This window comes from Silvibacterium acidisoli, assembly GCA_022870745.1.
In the GTDB taxonomy this organism is placed as follows: Bacteria; Acidobacteriota; Terriglobia; order Terriglobales; family Acidobacteriaceae; genus Silvibacterium.
This window is the reverse complement of sequence record CP085323.1, coordinates 1,992,067-2,006,615: the sequence shown is the minus strand read 5'-3', so window position 1 is coordinate 2,006,615 and position 14,549 is coordinate 1,992,067. Positions and strand designations below refer to the sequence as shown.

Annotated in this window: 12 protein-coding genes; 5 read left to right on the top strand and 7 right to left on the bottom strand. The window is 60.0% G+C overall.

Annotated elements, in window-relative coordinates:
• Positions 1–5: 5 nt before the first annotated feature.
• The gene (locus tag LJD29_RS08255) at positions 6–191 is read right to left on the bottom strand and encodes a hypothetical protein (RefSeq protein WP_446745280.1); all 186 of its coding nucleotides are present in this window, start codon (positions 189–191) and stop codon (positions 6–8) included.
• Positions 192–321: 130 nt separating this feature from the next.
• On the opposite strand from LJD29_RS08255, the gene LJD29_RS08250 reads away from it, so the two are divergent.
• Both LJD29_RS08250 and LJD29_RS08245 read left to right on the top strand, forming a co-directional pair.
• Complete coding sequence (locus LJD29_RS08250; RefSeq protein WP_446745279.1) at positions 322–1,119, top strand: hypothetical protein; 798 nt, start codon at positions 322–324, stop codon at positions 1,117–1,119.
• A 2-nt stretch (positions 1,120–1,121) separates the two neighbouring features.
• The gene (locus LJD29_RS08245) at positions 1,122–1,877 is read left to right on the top strand and encodes a class I SAM-dependent methyltransferase (RefSeq protein WP_446745278.1); all 756 of its coding nucleotides are present in this window, start codon (positions 1,122–1,124) and stop codon (positions 1,875–1,877) included.
• A 188-nt stretch (positions 1,878–2,065) separates the two neighbouring features.
• Here LJD29_RS08245 and LJD29_RS08240 read toward each other — a convergent pair whose 3' ends face one another.
• Complete coding sequence (locus tag LJD29_RS08240; RefSeq protein WP_446745277.1) at positions 2,066–4,126, bottom strand: transporter-like protein; 2,061 nt, start codon at positions 4,124–4,126, stop codon at positions 2,066–2,068.
• Positions 4,127–4,239: 113 nt separating this feature from the next.
• On the opposite strand from LJD29_RS08240, the gene purM reads away from it, so the two are divergent.
• Both purM and purN read left to right on the top strand, forming a co-directional pair.
• Positions 4,240–5,292, top strand: coding sequence for a phosphoribosylformylglycinamidine cyclo-ligase (gene purM, locus LJD29_RS08235; RefSeq protein ID WP_446745276.1), 1,053 nt, complete (start codon positions 4,240–4,242; stop codon positions 5,290–5,292).
• Positions 5,289–5,906, top strand: a complete 618-nt coding sequence (gene purN, locus LJD29_RS08230; RefSeq protein WP_446745275.1) for a phosphoribosylglycinamide formyltransferase — start codon at positions 5,289–5,291, stop codon at positions 5,904–5,906. The genes purM and purN overlap by 4 nt, the downstream gene beginning before the upstream one ends.
• Positions 5,907–5,955: 49 nt before the next feature.
• Here the strand turns inward: purN and LJD29_RS08225 are convergent, their stop codons facing one another.
• From LJD29_RS08225 to LJD29_RS08210, 4 genes are read right to left on the bottom strand one after another with little or no spacing between them, the layout of a single operon-like run.
• Complete coding sequence (locus tag LJD29_RS08225) at positions 5,956–7,206, bottom strand: arsenic transporter (RefSeq protein ID WP_446745274.1); 1,251 nt, start codon at positions 7,204–7,206, stop codon at positions 5,956–5,958.
• A gap of 38 nt (positions 7,207–7,244) precedes the next feature.
• A complete protein-coding gene (locus LJD29_RS08220) occupies positions 7,245–8,585 on the bottom strand; it encodes a chloride channel protein (RefSeq protein WP_446745273.1) in 1,341 nt (446 codons plus the stop codon).
• Positions 8,582–9,013: a MarR family winged helix-turn-helix transcriptional regulator gene (locus LJD29_RS08215; protein WP_446745272.1), complete on the bottom strand. Its 432-nt coding sequence runs from the start codon at positions 9,011–9,013 to the stop codon at positions 8,582–8,584. The genes LJD29_RS08220 and LJD29_RS08215 overlap by 4 nt, the downstream gene beginning before the upstream one ends.
• Positions 9,014–9,063: 50 nt before the next feature.
• A complete protein-coding gene (locus tag LJD29_RS08210) occupies positions 9,064–9,567 on the bottom strand; it encodes an SRPBCC family protein (RefSeq protein ID WP_446745271.1) in 504 nt (167 codons plus the stop codon).
• A 72-nt stretch (positions 9,568–9,639) separates the two neighbouring features.
• On the opposite strand from LJD29_RS08210, the gene LJD29_RS08205 reads away from it, so the two are divergent.
• Positions 9,640–10,917, top strand: coding sequence for a metal-dependent hydrolase family protein (locus tag LJD29_RS08205; RefSeq protein WP_446745270.1), 1,278 nt, complete (start codon positions 9,640–9,642; stop codon positions 10,915–10,917).
• A 60-nt stretch (positions 10,918–10,977) separates the two neighbouring features.
• Here LJD29_RS08205 and LJD29_RS08200 read toward each other — a convergent pair whose 3' ends face one another.
• On the bottom strand, positions 10,978–14,523 hold the full coding sequence (locus LJD29_RS08200) for a carboxypeptidase-like regulatory domain-containing protein (RefSeq protein ID WP_446745269.1): 3,546 nt from the start codon (positions 14,521–14,523) through the stop codon (positions 10,978–10,980).
• Between the last annotated feature and the right edge of the window lie 26 nt (positions 14,524–14,549).

Below are 14,549 nucleotides of genomic sequence, written 5' to 3'. Positions count from 1 at the left end.
CCCAGCTACTTAAAGCGATAGTTGGGACGGTTGCGGTTCTCCCGCGATCTCATAAAAACACCTATCGCCAGAAATACGATAGTCACGAGCGCCGCCGGCACCGCCGGGCGGGCGCCGTGGCGGATCGCCGTCAAAATGGCATCAATCAGCCACAGAAAAGCGATCAGGAACCAGATAGATGACCGGCGCATGCTCTAGGGAGCATAGCACCGGGCGAATTTTGCCGCCCCGGGCGCTTCTTTATAGGTGTTTTCGCCGTCCAATCACCGAGGCACCAGCGTTTTCCTGAACCGTAAATCCTTTCGGAAGAATCATAGAGACATGACTTTAGGTAAGAAAAACAGTTCGACCAAGAAATATGCCGTGTTTTTTGTAGTGCTTTTGGGAGTTTGCCTGTGCAACGCATCCATTGTTTTCGCGCAGGCACCCGAGCACGACACCGCGGCGAACCTTCCCGACGCGCCCGATTTCGCTTCTCAGCAGCAGCCAGCGCCACAGCCTGCCACAGCCAGCAATGGCGACGGCAGCGGCAAGCAGACCAAGCGCATCCTGGGCATCGTGCCTAACTTCCGCTCCGTGTCGGCAAATACCAAGCTGCCTCCCATGTCGGTAAAAGACAAGTTTGTCGGCGCAGCCGAGGATAGCTTCGATTACTCGGCCCTGATATTTGCCGGCGGCCTGGCGGGCGTTTCCATGGCGGAGAATTCTTATCCCGAGTTCCACCAGGGTGCGGCCGGTTATGCACGCTATTACTGGCATACCTATGCCGACCAGACCGATGAGAACTTCCTGGTCGAGTTCTTTCTTCCGGCAGCGCTCCACCAGGATCCCCGTTACTACACCAAGGGCAGCGGCGGATTTGTGAAGCGGGCGGGCTACTCCTTTTCACGCGTATTGATCACACGTACGGACGGCGGCAACGAGACCTTCAACACATCGGAAATCGTTGGCGCAGGTGCGGCCTCGGGCATATCAAGTCTGTACTACCCAACCATCGACCGCACATGGACGAAGGTCGGGCAGCGCTGGCTCACCAATGTCGTGCTCGACGGCGGCACCTTCATGTTTAAAGAATTCTGGCCCGACATCAACGATCACGTCTTCCACCAGAAGGATTAGCGATGAAACATGCAGGCTCCGTCGAACAGAGCTTCGGCCCACGTGCCGAGGCGTACCTCAACAGCTCCGTACACTCCCAGGGTGAAGACCTGCGGAAACTGGCGGAGCTGATCGGCGCGACGAAGGGTGCGAAGGTGCTCGATCTGGGCTGCGGAGGCGGGCATGCTTCTTTCGCCGCCGCAACCGCGGCCGCCAGCGTGACCGCCTATGACCTGACCCCGGCTATGCTCGAGGTCGTTGCAGCGGAAGCGAAGAAGCGGGGCCTCGACAATCTGCATACCGTGCAAGGCTCAGCGGAGCAGCTTCCTTTTGAGAATGCCTCCTTCGACTGGGTCATCAGCCGCTACAGCGCACACCACTGGAAGCATGTCCGCGCGGCCATGCGTGAAGTGCGGCGCGTTTTGAAGCCCGGCGGCCAGGTCTGCTTCATCGATGTTGCAGGCGGTCCCGAGCCGCTGCTCGACACGCATATCCAGGCGGTGGAGCTGCTCCGCGACCCCTCGCACGTACGCGATTACACCGAGCAGGAATGGCTCGCGTTCTTCGAAGGTGTAAAGCTCTCGCCGACGCTTGTCACCAGCTGGCGCCTGCCGATTGAGTTTTCATCGTGGATCTCCCGCATGAACACGTCCGCATCCGGCGTGGACGCCATTCGTACGCTCTGGGGCACGACCCCTGCCGAGGTGAAAGAGTATTTCAGCCTGGGCGAGGATCTTTCCTTCGAGCTGGACGTGATGATGATCCAGGCTCAGGGTTGATCCTTGAGGTGATGTCGAGGTGATGTCTTTCCAGGCGCAGCGGGAAATCCCGAAACGCTCGCGCTGGCAGGCATCGCCAGGTGCCGTTTCCTCACTTCGTTCGGAATGACAAAAGGTTAGAAATCAGGTTGTCATCCCCGAACGAAGCGATGGATCTGCTCTTATCCCAGTCAATTTAGCCGCAGCATCTAGTCTTTGGCCGCTGTATCGGCCAAAGGCAACTCGCCCGCGGTCTTTTCCTCTTCGCTGCCTGCCGGATACAGAAACCGCTGCGGATGCCGCACCAGCTGGCCAAGCACGTATTTCAGAATCGAAATCCGTTCGCCCTGCCGCACGTTATACGCGCGCAGCGCCACAATTGACGCAATCGCAAAGCTTACGCCCAGGTTCAGCACAAAGGTGATGCCGATGCCGGCTACAGCCCAGTAGAGCCAGTTGCTTCCGAAGGCCGATGTGCCATAGCGCGCAGCCGACAATGCCAGCATGCCGGTGCTCAGCGTGACGTGGCGCACGTCGAGCGGAATGCCGAAGAAGCGCGCTACCTCCGGTGTAAGCCCGAGCAGGTAGCCAAGCACGATGCTCGTGCTCCACGCACCTGCGTTCTTTTCAAGCCAGGTGGCGATGCGCCGCATCCGGGCCACGCCCACGCGCTGGCCGATGGGGTGCTGTGCAATCGCCGCAGGCACGCGGTTGAAGACGATAAAGTTCTCGCACCATCCACCTGCAAGCGCGGCCAGCCACAGCAGGATGCCGGTTACTGCCGCATAGATCGCCGTTCCTGAAGTGAAGGGGTGGAGCGTCTCATAAACATGCTTGGCCGCAGCCGGGTCGAGATAGTGCCTGGAAAAGAGCTTCTGCCATAGTTTTTCGAAGGCTATCGCTCCGGCACACACGGCCAGCACGTTGCCCAGCGCGGCCGCCAATTGCGTGCTGCTGATGGCTGCGGCGAAATTCGCGATCTTGCTCCAGCGGGAGACGCCGCGATTTTCCCGGATGATGCCAGCCAGCGTCGCCGCCGTCATCGAAGGCTGCTTGGTAGCCAGTGCCAGGCCGAAGATCTGCAGCAGGATGAAGCTGACCGCGTAGTCGGTCCCAATCAGAAACCCTTCCACGAAGAAAGGCAGATGCAGCTCGATGGCATGCAGCTTGACTGCCGCGGTAAAGACCGTCAGCAGGCCGCCGCCCATCGCGGCCAGCCACATCTGCCAGTATTCGCGGCGGGAGTGCGCAATGTAATGCTCTCCGCCATGGCCCGTACGCTCGACGGTCTTGCGCGCCAGCAGGTTCAGATTCTGCCTCACCAGCGCCGAGATGCGGCGATCCTGCACCAGTCCGGAGGCCAGGGTGTTCAGCAGCTGCCGCGCAGCAAAAGATGGCTTCTCGGTGTGATCGACCAGCGTCGCGCCGATAAGTTCCATGCGGTCGAGCGCCGTCTCCATGCTGGTGATGTCGAACATCAGCGCCGTGCTCACGCCGGAGTCCTCCATCTGCAGATGCACCTGCTTCAACTCGTCGCGGCAAGCGTCGATGGCCCCCTGCCACGCGTGAAAATGCTCGCGTTTTTCGTCCGAGCTCTCGGCGCGGACAAAATTCTCTGTCGCAAAAACAATGCGGTAAAAGGGCGACTGTTCGACCTCGGTTACGCGGCTCCGCTGCCGAATCGCCGGGCTGGCACCGCGCCCGGCCAGCCGTGCCGCCAGCAGCCGCAGCGCCCGATGCAGATCTTCCCGCAGGCCCGGCTGGGCCTTCAGGCCCTCCGGCGGCCAGAAAAGCTGCGCCAGCCTTGTAAAGACAAAGCCATCGATGCCGCGAAACCGTTCCAGTGCAGCCGGAGAGCCGAGGAGAGCACCGAAGAGCCTTGAGGTATCCGCGTCCTCGCGCGCAGACGGCAGCAGCCGCTCAAAAAGACGTTGCGTCGCCTCGCTCAGCAGCGCATGGCGGGCAGAGATTCCCGCATCGGCCAGCAGCGGCACCGAGTCCAGGTCGGCCAGCATCGCCAGCCAAACCTGCTGGAATCGCAGCCGTAGCCCGGGCCGTTGCTCCAGTAGCCGTATCCAGGCAATCAGGCTGGCCGTGAACGCGCGGTCGGTTGGCCGATTCCAGATGAAGGCGAAGAGCTCGCGAAGGCGGCGCGCACGAAGCCGCAGTCCCTCGGCCTCGCAGAAAGATTCGGTAAGCTCCAGCAGCCCGCTCGAGGCAGCGGCGAGCGCCAACGGATGCGGCTTTCGGAATTTGGTCAGCAGTTTCATCGATTCCCGTTACCTATCGGCCAGTTACCAGTCTGCCATTTCGCGCCCTCACGGTGCTAAACTTGGGTTTCCGGCCTTCCGCCAACCCCCTAACTTCACCGTTCGAGAAGCCTTTGCCAGAATCGAAGAAAAAGAAGCCCTCCGTTACGTATGCCGATGCCGGCGTGGACATTTCCAGCGGCGACCGCACCAAGCAGCGCATCAAGTATCTGGCGCAGCGAACCTTCACCAAGAACGTTCTCAGCGAAATCGGTGGCTTCGGCGGCCTCTTCAAGCTCGACACGGTCAAGTATAAGAATCCCGTGCTGGTTTCGAGCGCCGACGGCGTGGGAACCAAGCTGAAAGTTGCATTTGACCTGAATGTGCACCACACCGTGGGCGCCGACCTGGTCAATCACTGCGTAAATGATATTGCCGTGCAGGGCGCGGTGCCGCTCTTCTTTCTCGATTACCTGGCCAGCGGCATTCTCGAGCCCGAAGTAACTGAAAAGGTAGTAACCGGTCTTGCTGAAGCCTGCCGTGCCAACGGCTGCGCCCTCATCGGCGGCGAAACCGCCCAGATGCCCGGCTTCTACACCGACGGCGAGTACGACCTGGCCGGCTTCATCGTCGGCGTCGTCGATCGCGATAAGGTGATCACCGGCTCAAAGATCAAGGCGGGCGACGTACTGATCGGTCTGCCCTCGACCGGCCTGCATACAAATGGCTACTCCTTGGCTCGCAAGCTCTTCTTCGAAGTGGCAAAGTACAAGCCCGAGCAGTATGTGAACGCCCTCAAGGAAAAGGCCGGAGCCGCGCTGATGAAGACCCACCGCAGCTACCTCGGCATCATTCAGAAGCTGGTCGCATCCGACCTGACCGTCGGCATGGCGCACATTACCGGCGGCGGCATCACGGAGAATCTGCCGCGCATCCTGCCCAAGGGCACCTGCGCTTCGATCGATCTCGGTTCCTGGCCGGTGCTGCCCATCTTCGAACACCTGCGCGAACTGGGCAATGTCGAGCAGGAAGAGATGCTGCGCACCTTCAACATGGGCATTGGCCTGATCGCCGTCATCCCGGCCGAAAAGTTTAAGCGCGTCAAGGGAATGCTCGATCGCGCCAGCGAAAAGTTCTACGTAATCGGTCGCATCGGCAAAGGCGAGCGTAAGGTGACCTACAGTTGAGCCTCCAGTCTCCAGCGCGGCTCGGGATTCTGCTCTCAGGCCGCGGCTCCAACTTTCTCGCCATCGCTGACAACATCGCGCAGGGCCATCTGAAGGGCTGCGAGATCGCCGTCGTCATCTCGAACAAAGCCGATGCTCCGGGGCTGGAATCTGCCCGCGAGCGCGGCATCAAGGCCGTTGCTGTCGAGGCAAAAGGCCGCAAGCGAGCCGAGCACGACCAGGAAATCATCGCGACCCTTCGCGAGCATCAGGTCAACCTCGTCTGCCTCGCCGGCTACATGCGCCTGCTCTCGCCCGGCTTCGTCCAGGCCTTCCCGCAGCGCATCCTGAATATTCATCCGTCGTTGCTGCCTGCTTTCCCCGGCCTCGACGCCCAGCAGCAGGCCTTCGATTACGGAGCGCAGGTCGCCGGATGCACCGTCCACTTCGTCGACGAAGAACTGGACCACGGCGTCATCGTGTTGCAGAAGGTCGTTGCCGTCGAGCCGGAAGACGACGCGCACAGGCTGGCGGAACGGATTCTCGTCCAGGAACACATCGCCTACAGCGAAGCCATCGCCCGCGTGATTTCCGGAGATTACGAAATCACGGGACGTCGCTACATTCGGCGCTAAAAATCAGGGACATGTTGCAGGACCTTGCCCGGGTCTGAACATCGCAGCTTCAGTGCACCAATGCCAGCACGCTCAACACCAGCGCCACCGGCATCACCAACAGACCCGCTTTCAGAAACTGCCCGCCGCTGATCTCCACTCCATCGCGCCGCAGCGCGATCAGCCACAGGATGGTCGCCAGCGATCCAGTCACCGAAAGGTTCGGGCCAAGATCCACACCGATCAGCACGGAGGGCACCAGCCGCGCGGCCTGCTGCGCATGCTCGAGCGCTCCACCGGCGATCAGGCCGACCGGCAGGTTGTTCATGAGGTTTGAGAGCAGCGCCACTGCGCCCGCAGCTGCCAGCGAACCCGTTACCTGTCCTGCCGAAAGCACAGCCTGCATCCCGCGCTGTGTCAGCGCCGTCATTCCCGTGCCATTCAGCCCCTCGACCAATACAAAGAGCCCCGCCACCAGCGGCAGAACGCTCCACGAGACACCGCGAATCACGCGAGGAAACGCGGCTCTCTCTTTGAAGGTAACGACGAGGACCGCGACAGCAGCGGCAGCGCAGGTGGGTGCTCCCAGGTTCATACCCAGGCCTGAGGCCACCAGCAGAGCCACCGAGGCCAGCGCCAGGCCGAACAGTGCAAGCCTGCCCGTCGGCGATAGCGGAACCTGCTCTTCAGGCCGATGCAACGTTTCGCGCAAAGCACTGCGCGACAGCAGGCGGATGCAGAAATATGTCGCCACGATCGAGATGATCGAAGGCAGAATGAAGATCTTCATCCACGGCCCAAGCGCGGGAATGTGATTGCCATAGATGACAAGGTTTGCAGGGTTTGAGATCGGCAGCACGAAGCTCGCCGCGTTTGCAATAAATGCGCAGGCCAACAGGTAGGGTCTGGGATCTTTCAACTGCGCCCGCCGCACCGCCGCCAACACGGCAGGAGTCAGCACCACCGCCGTCGCATCGTTCGAGAGCAGAGCCGTCACCCCCACGCCCGTCACGTAGACAAGAACGAAGAATCGCGAAGCGGAACCTTCCGCATGGCCCAGCGCGATGGCCGCCAGCCAGTCGAAGACGCCCTCGTGCCGGGCCAGCTCCGCCAGCAGCATCATGCCCGTCAGGAAAAGATAAACATCCCCTCCCTTGGCTACGGCATGAAACGCTGCGGGAATAGGCAGCAGCCTGCATAGCACCAACAGCAGCGCACCGGCCGAAACCCATACGGCTTCAGGAATGCGCCGGGGTCTGACAAGCATGCAGACGATGCTGGCGAGAGAGATAGTCCAGATAAGAACGTGCGCGGTGGGCATTCTAAGCCAGTTTAGATGCGGCCCGGGCCGCCCGCTTCCTATTCGCTGCTCTTTTCGAGAACCCGCGCGCCTTCGTGGAGACGCTGATCGCCGGATGCGGATGCGTCACCCGAGACAGCATAGGCCAGCGCCGATCCAATCAACGCAGGAATGATGAAAGCATGTCCGCCCGTGGCTTCCGCCACAAAGACGACAGCCGCCAACGGCGTCTTATACCCGGCAGCAATGAAGGACGCCATGCCTACCGCCGCATACAGCCCCAGCGACTGCGTGTGCACCACGGACTGCGCAAAAGCAATGCCGAGGCTGCCTCCGGTCAGAAAGAGCGGCACAAACATCGCACTCACGCCGCCCACCGCAAGTGTAGACAGCGTGGCCGCAAGCTTGAGCAAGCTGAAGATAATGAGCTGCGCTGAACTGTGCGGTTGCCCCAGGATCTGTCCGACCGCTTCGTAATTCGGCCCGATGGGAATCATGTTTCCGGGGTAGATCGCAAGGAACAGCAGGCCGCAGATGCCCGTAAGCAGAGCGCCCAGCGCAAGCTTCTGCCAGTGCGGGATCCGCAGGCGGATAAAGAAGCCGCGCGCACGCCGGAAGGTGATGACAAAAACCATCGCAACCAGCCCGATCAACACGCCCAGCAGCGCGCTCCAGTAGAGGTCCTGGCGCGTATAGCCCGCGGCAGCATGAAAGTTGAAGAGTGGCTCGCTGCCAAGGAAACTGCTGAGGGTAACGAAGGAGACGACCGATGCGATGAGCGAAGGCACCAGCGCCTCATGCGCCAGGTCATCGCGATACGGCATCTCCAGCGCAAAGACGATACCCGTCAGCGGCGCGCGAAAGACCGCTGACATGCCGGCAGCCGCGCCGCAGATAAGCATGATGCGCCGGTCGCGCTCCGTCAGCCGGAGACGGCGCAGGTGTGCCCACAGCCAGGAGCCGATCGCCGCTCCGCCATAGATGCTCGGCCCCTCAAGCGCAGCACTGCCTCCGAAGCCAACCGTCGCAATGGCGGCCAGCAGCTTCGGCAGAAAAGGACGCATGTTCACCCGCCCCTCATGCTCATGGTAGGCACGGATGATCTCCTCGGTAGAGTGATCGTCGGGGTTTGGAGTTAGAAACTGCATGATGAGCCCGGTCGCGATGAAGCCCAGCAGCAGACCCGGCAGGATCGCCCAGTGGTGACGAAGATAGTAGCCGAGCACCGCAGGCCATAGCTTGCCGAGGATGATCACCGCAATACCAGTAATCGCAAGCCCGGTAACGGCGCCAATAACCGGGGCGACGATCAGCCACTTGCGCAGATCCCGCGCGTAGACCTCGCTTAGATCCTTGCGGACCAGTCCGCGGTAGCGATGATAAAGATGCCTCCCGCTCATTTGCGCTTCTTCCAGCCCGTGCGCATCCGCTTCACTTCATCGTGATGAATCTCGGTAAGCTCGGCCAGGACCTCTTCGCCACGCGGCGTCAGCGAGACGACCACGGCACGGCGGTCGGCTTCGCTGCTGGCACGGCTCACCAGGCCGCTCTCAACCGCCCGCTCCACCAGGCCGACCACGGAGTGATTCTTCTCCTGCAGAAACTCGGCCAGCTCCGAGATAGTAGCCGTACCCGACTTCGTGAACCCGGCCACGCCCAGCATCAGCTGGTGCTGCTGCGGAGTCACCCCATGCCTGCGCGCCGCATTCTCGCTGAAACGCAGAAATTTCCGCAATGAATAGCGGAACTCAGCCAGCTCCCGCAGGTCTTTACGGTCGATCTTTCGGCTTTCGCCCCTGTCGGACTTCTCTTTTTTAGATCGCGTCACGATCTAATTATATCGCGCCGCGATGTTATTTCCCCAAAACCGTAGGATTGTCATTCCGGCCGAAGCGATGAGCCTGCACCTTCTAAGTACTGCCGCCAGTCCTCGCTCTCGGCCGTCCGCTTCAGCCGCGCAAAGCGCCGGTGCATCAACCCCCGGATATGCGGTACCAGCAGCAACTTCCCCACGAGTTCCCCCAACCGGCCAAACGGCATACTGAACCGCAGTTCGTCCGCCAGCATCACCGTCCCATCCTTCTGGTCGAGAAAATAGTGATCGTGCTCGAAGGTGTGAAAGCGCCCGCGCAACATGCGGTCGCGAAAGAAGCGGGGCGGATCGAACGCCTCGATCAGGCTTTCATGCAGCTGCGGCAGGCCGAACTTCCAGCCTCGCCAAAGGACCGTGTCGCCATCCGTCACAAAGCCGTCCGCAGGCCCGTCCATGGGACGCATTTTCAATTCACTCTCGACAATCGCAATACACGTAGAGAGCTGGAAGCAGCGCTCGATAGGAGCTTCGACGAGAATGCTGTCACGCAGCGTGAAGACCTTTGTCATGGCGATGAATTATAGGATGCACCGCACCGGATTTGCTGTCGACACGGGCCCGTAAGGCCTTACACTTCCCGCATGAGAGCCAGATCCCGCCTTCTTACGCTTCTCGCGCTTAGCGCTTCTACCGCCGTTCTGCATGCCCAGCAGCCGAAACCCATCGTGCTGCACGCGGCCAGGCTGCTCGACGTCGCAACGGGCACAATCCTCTCGCCCGGCGAAGTACTGGTGGAAGGCGAGCGCATCGGTGCCGTTGGCCGCTCCGTCGCGCATCCTGCAGGTGCCGAATTGATCGATCTCGGCGATCGCATCCTCACGCCCGGCATGATCGACGTGCATGTACATCTTTTCCTCCATCCCGGAGCCGAAGACCTGCAAACTGTGGAAGAGTCGGTTCCCCAGCGCACCATCCTCGCCACTCTCGCCGCCCGCGACGACCTGATGGGCGGATTCACCGCAGAACGGGATATGGGAACCGAAGGCGCCGGCTCCGCCGACACCGCGGTGCGCGACGCCATAAATAACGGGCTGATCCCCGGACCGCGCATGCGCATCAGCGGCAACGCCATCAGCGTGCTCGGCGGGCATGAAGACGCCATCCATTTCAATCCCGCGCAACACGTGCTCTCGAATGCCGACTACGCCAACAATGCGGCGGAGCTTGTCACAACAATCCGCGAGCAGCATAAGGAAGGCTCGGACTTCGTAAAGATTTACGAGACCGGCCACGATTCGCTGAAGGACGGCATCCTTTCCACGCCCTATCAATACACGGTCGCCGAGCTGAAAGCTGCCGTAGACGAAGCCGCAAGGCTGGGCACGACGGTCGGCGTGCACGCCATGGGCGAGCCGGGGACGCTTTACGCCGCGCAGGCCGGAGTCGCCTCCATAGACCATGCCGTGCAGCTGGACGACGAGACGATGCGCCTGATGCGCGAGAAGGGAATCCCGGCGGTACCGACCTTCGCCATCTCCGAATACTTCGAACAGCATGCCACTGGAGCGAAGGAGGCTGAGCTCGAAGGAAAGCTCATCGCTTACCATGCGGCGCAATTCAAGAAACAGATGGCGGCCGGCATTCCTTTCGCCGTCGGCAGTGATGTAGGCCCGTTCCCGCACGGAACCCAGGCACGCGAGCTCGAATTGATGGTCGAATACGGAATGAAGCCGCTGGCCGTACTGCAGGCCGACATGCTCAACGGAGCAAAGCTCCTCGGATGGCAGGACCAGGTGGGACAACTCAAGCCCGGCTTTTACGCGGACATCATTGCCGTTCCCGGCAATCCTCTTCAGGACATCGCGGTGATGAAGCAGGTAGCTTTCGTGATGAAGAACGGAGTGATCTACAAACGCTAAGTACGGCTTAAAAGAAGGCGCGGCTTTTTGGCCGCGCCTTTTTAGGTTGAGAGATAGTTCTTAGAAGAAGAACTTACCGACGAACTGGAACTGACGAGCCGGAGCCGGATCGGAGTTCGGATCAGCCGACTGCAGAACACCCTGCACCTGTCCAAAGGTAGCGGAGTTGAATGTTCCGATCGGCGAAGCGAAGTTCGCGTGATTGAAGACGTTCGCTCCTTCGACGCGCAACTGGAGGTAACGCTCCTCGTGCGCCGCGAACAGGTGGAAGTTCTTCGAGAGCTGCAGGTTGGTGTAGTCGAAACCAGGTCCGTGCAGGAAGTTACGCTTCGCATTGCCGAAGGTTCCCACGGTCTCGTTGCTGAAGTTCGTCGGTGCAAAGTAGTAGTGCGACAGTGCTCCGCCGTTGAAGGAAGTAAGTTTCCGCGGATCGACCTTCTTGATGTTGAAGTTCGAGACGTTTGGACGATCGCCGCAGCCGAAGTAGCTGTCAGCATCGCACCAGAGCGAACGATCCGCGCCCTGCGTGATGCCGATCGGGAAACCAGACTGGAGTGCGGTAATACCGGCAACTTCCCATCCAGACAGCGTATTCCGGAGAATGCGGTTGTCGCGGATGGAGGCAAAGACCGGAACCTCATATACGTACGAAGCAGCGATACGATGACGGGCATCGTAGTCCGAATCGCCGTAGTTCAGGTACTTGTAGCCGGGAGTGTAGATCTGCGACGGTCCAACACCTGCTGTGCCGGCGCCCCCGGTTACGCTCTCGTAACCCGATCCGTTATCGAGACCATGCGCGTAGGTATAAGCAACCGATCCACTCAAGCCATGCGTGCTGCCCTTGACGAGGCTGACCTGCAGAGCGTTGTAGTTCGATGCGTTCTCCGTTGTCTGCACAGCAACACTGCGGTACCACGGAGATCCGCCGGGCGTCAGAGCAGGCTGCGCGGCATACTGCGGATAGAAGCGGTGGAGGTAGTTACGATTGCTGGTTTGGCTGCAACTCGGATCCGCAAGGCAGGCAGCATGGCCAGCAGGAGTGATGGGGTCGCCTTCATACCAGCTTGCCAGGTGACGGCCGAGCGATCCGACGTAGCCAATCTGTAAGACGGAGTTGCCCGGCAATTCGCGCTGAATCGTGATGTTGAAATTCTGCGAATAAGGAACGGTGTAGAGCTTCTTGTCGAAAGTGGCCAACTGCAGATAGCTGTAGAGGTCAGCCCAGTCGATATTGGTATCGCCTGCCTTCGGAGTTACGAAGGGGAACTGGTTCGGACCAGAAGCCGCGGCGTTGCCCGTGACATCGCTGAAAGGCGTAGCAAAGGCTGGGCTGCCGCCGTATGCCAAAGCGCCCTGCGAGAAGAAGAAGAACGGAGGATCTTCCAGGTTCTGGAGCGACTGCTCTTCCTGGTCACGGTTGTAGTAGATACCGTAGCCCATGCGGACCGAGAACTTGTGCTCGCCGGGAGCTCCAAGCAGGAACGAAGGACCATCCGAAGGCGACCAGGCAAGGCCAACACGCGGAGCGAAACGGTTGTAGTGCGTGGTGGGACCACCGGCGCGGTTGCAACCCGGATCGCCAGGAAAGAACAGACCCGGTGCGGCTCCTGGAAATACGTTCGAGGTAGCACTGGTGTTTGCCCAGCAATTGATACCAAGACCGCCGAACTGCGCATTCGTTGTCGGCTTCTCAACGTCCCAGGCGAGACCGAAGTTGACGGTTACGTCGTTCGAAACCTTCCAGCTATCCTGCCCGTAAGCATAGATCTCCGAAGACATCGCATTGATGTCGCCGTTACTGGTCTGGTTGTAGTCGTCCGGAATGCCAAGAGCGAAGTCGACGAACGGATCACCCGATGAGTATTGTCCTGCACCCGTGAAATCGAACTCACCGTTGTTGTAGTAAGAGAACGGATTGTCGACACGCATTTGCTCCCACAATGCGCCGAACTTGAGCGTATGTCCGCCGATGATCTTGGTGAAGTTATCGCCAAAGCTCAGGTTGCTATCGAGACGGGGCTGAGGTCCTTCGTAGCTGTTACCGAGGGCGAAGGTTCCGATATTCAGGTAAGGAAAGCCCGCTGCAGCAGTGTCCTGCGGGGTAATTCCGGTGAAGCCAAAGGAGCTGGGCAGCGCCGGATTCTGCGGCTGGACCGAAGCGTAGTTAAAGCGATAGTAACCAGCGCGGAGCTCGTTGAGAGTCGAAGGATTGAAGGTATGGGTCCAGGCTGCACCGAATAGCTTGAAGTGCTCAGCGTTCACTTCCCCGAAACCAGGGAAGCTACCTCCACCAAACGAAAGCGTGTTGTTGGAAGGGCTCGACTGGAAGAGGGTATACGCTGAAACGCTGTCGGACGCGCTCGGCGTAAAGTCCACGCGGATGATGCCCTGATCCTGGGCTCCTGTATTAGCCGTGTTGAAGAGGTAGGTGCTGTCAGACTGATTCGGGTGCGGAATGTACTTGTTGGTGAAGTTCAGCGCCAGCGGATTCCACTGGCTGGTGGGAACCACCACGCTGCCGTTTTTGAAGCACTGGTTCCAGGCCGTGCCGGCGGCGCAGCCGTTTACCGCAAATGGAAGCGGGTTGTTGCTCAAACCGGCTGAGTTGGTGCCGCCCGTAAAGTAGTTCGAATCGGCCGTGAAGTCCCCGGTAAAGTTTTCGTTCGAAAACGTATTGTTGCCGTAGCTGTTTCCAACTCGGTTGCGGAGACCCTGGTAACCAAGAAAACCGAAAAGCTTGTTCTTGATCACAGGAAACCCGACTGTTCCGCCGTAGAGGTTCTGGTGGAAGTTGGGCTTCGTCGCCAGGTAGGGCGTCGCATTCATGAACGAATCGCGGTAATATTCGAACGCGTTGCCATGAATGCTGTTGGTGCCGGACTTGATGATCTGGTTGACGACCGCACCGGAGTTGCGGGCAAACTCGGGATTCATCGTGCTGGTAAGAACGTTCTCCTCGCTCAGCGCGTCCGGGTTGACCGTGATGCCTTCGTTCTGGAGAGCACCATCATTAATGTCGGTGCCGTTCAGCAGGTACGAGTTCTGCGTGGTCTGGTTGCCGTTGCTGGAGAAGTTGCCGAAACGGTCGCTCGACTCTACGACGCCCGGGCTCAGCTTCTGGAGGCCGGAAGCGTCACGACCAAAGAGCGGGATCTGTTCAAGCTGCTGCGCGGTAACGATCTGCTTCAGCTGCGTGTCGGAGGTCTCGACCTGGAGAGCGGTCGCGGAGACTTCGACAGTCGTGCTGCCCGAGCCGACTTCCATCTTGGCGCTGGTCTCGTGATTGTCGTTCACGTTCAGCGTGAAACCGGAGTTGGTGAACTGCTTGAAACCCGTTGCGTCGATCTTGACTTCATACGGGCCGCCCGGCTGGAGCTGGGGCAGGGTGTAGTAGCCCTTACCATCCGTCGTGGTCTTCGTCTGGATGCCGGTGCTGGTGTTGGTCACAACAACCGAGGCATTTGGCACGGCGGCGCCCGAGGCGTCTGTTACCGTTCCATGGATGGCGGAAGAGACGTTCTGAGCAATCGCGCGGAACGTGCTACCTATAAAGATAGGAACCAACAGCAGAACAAAGAACAGTTGGATCTTCAAAGACTTCATTTGCTTCTCCGGTTTGATACTGGTAA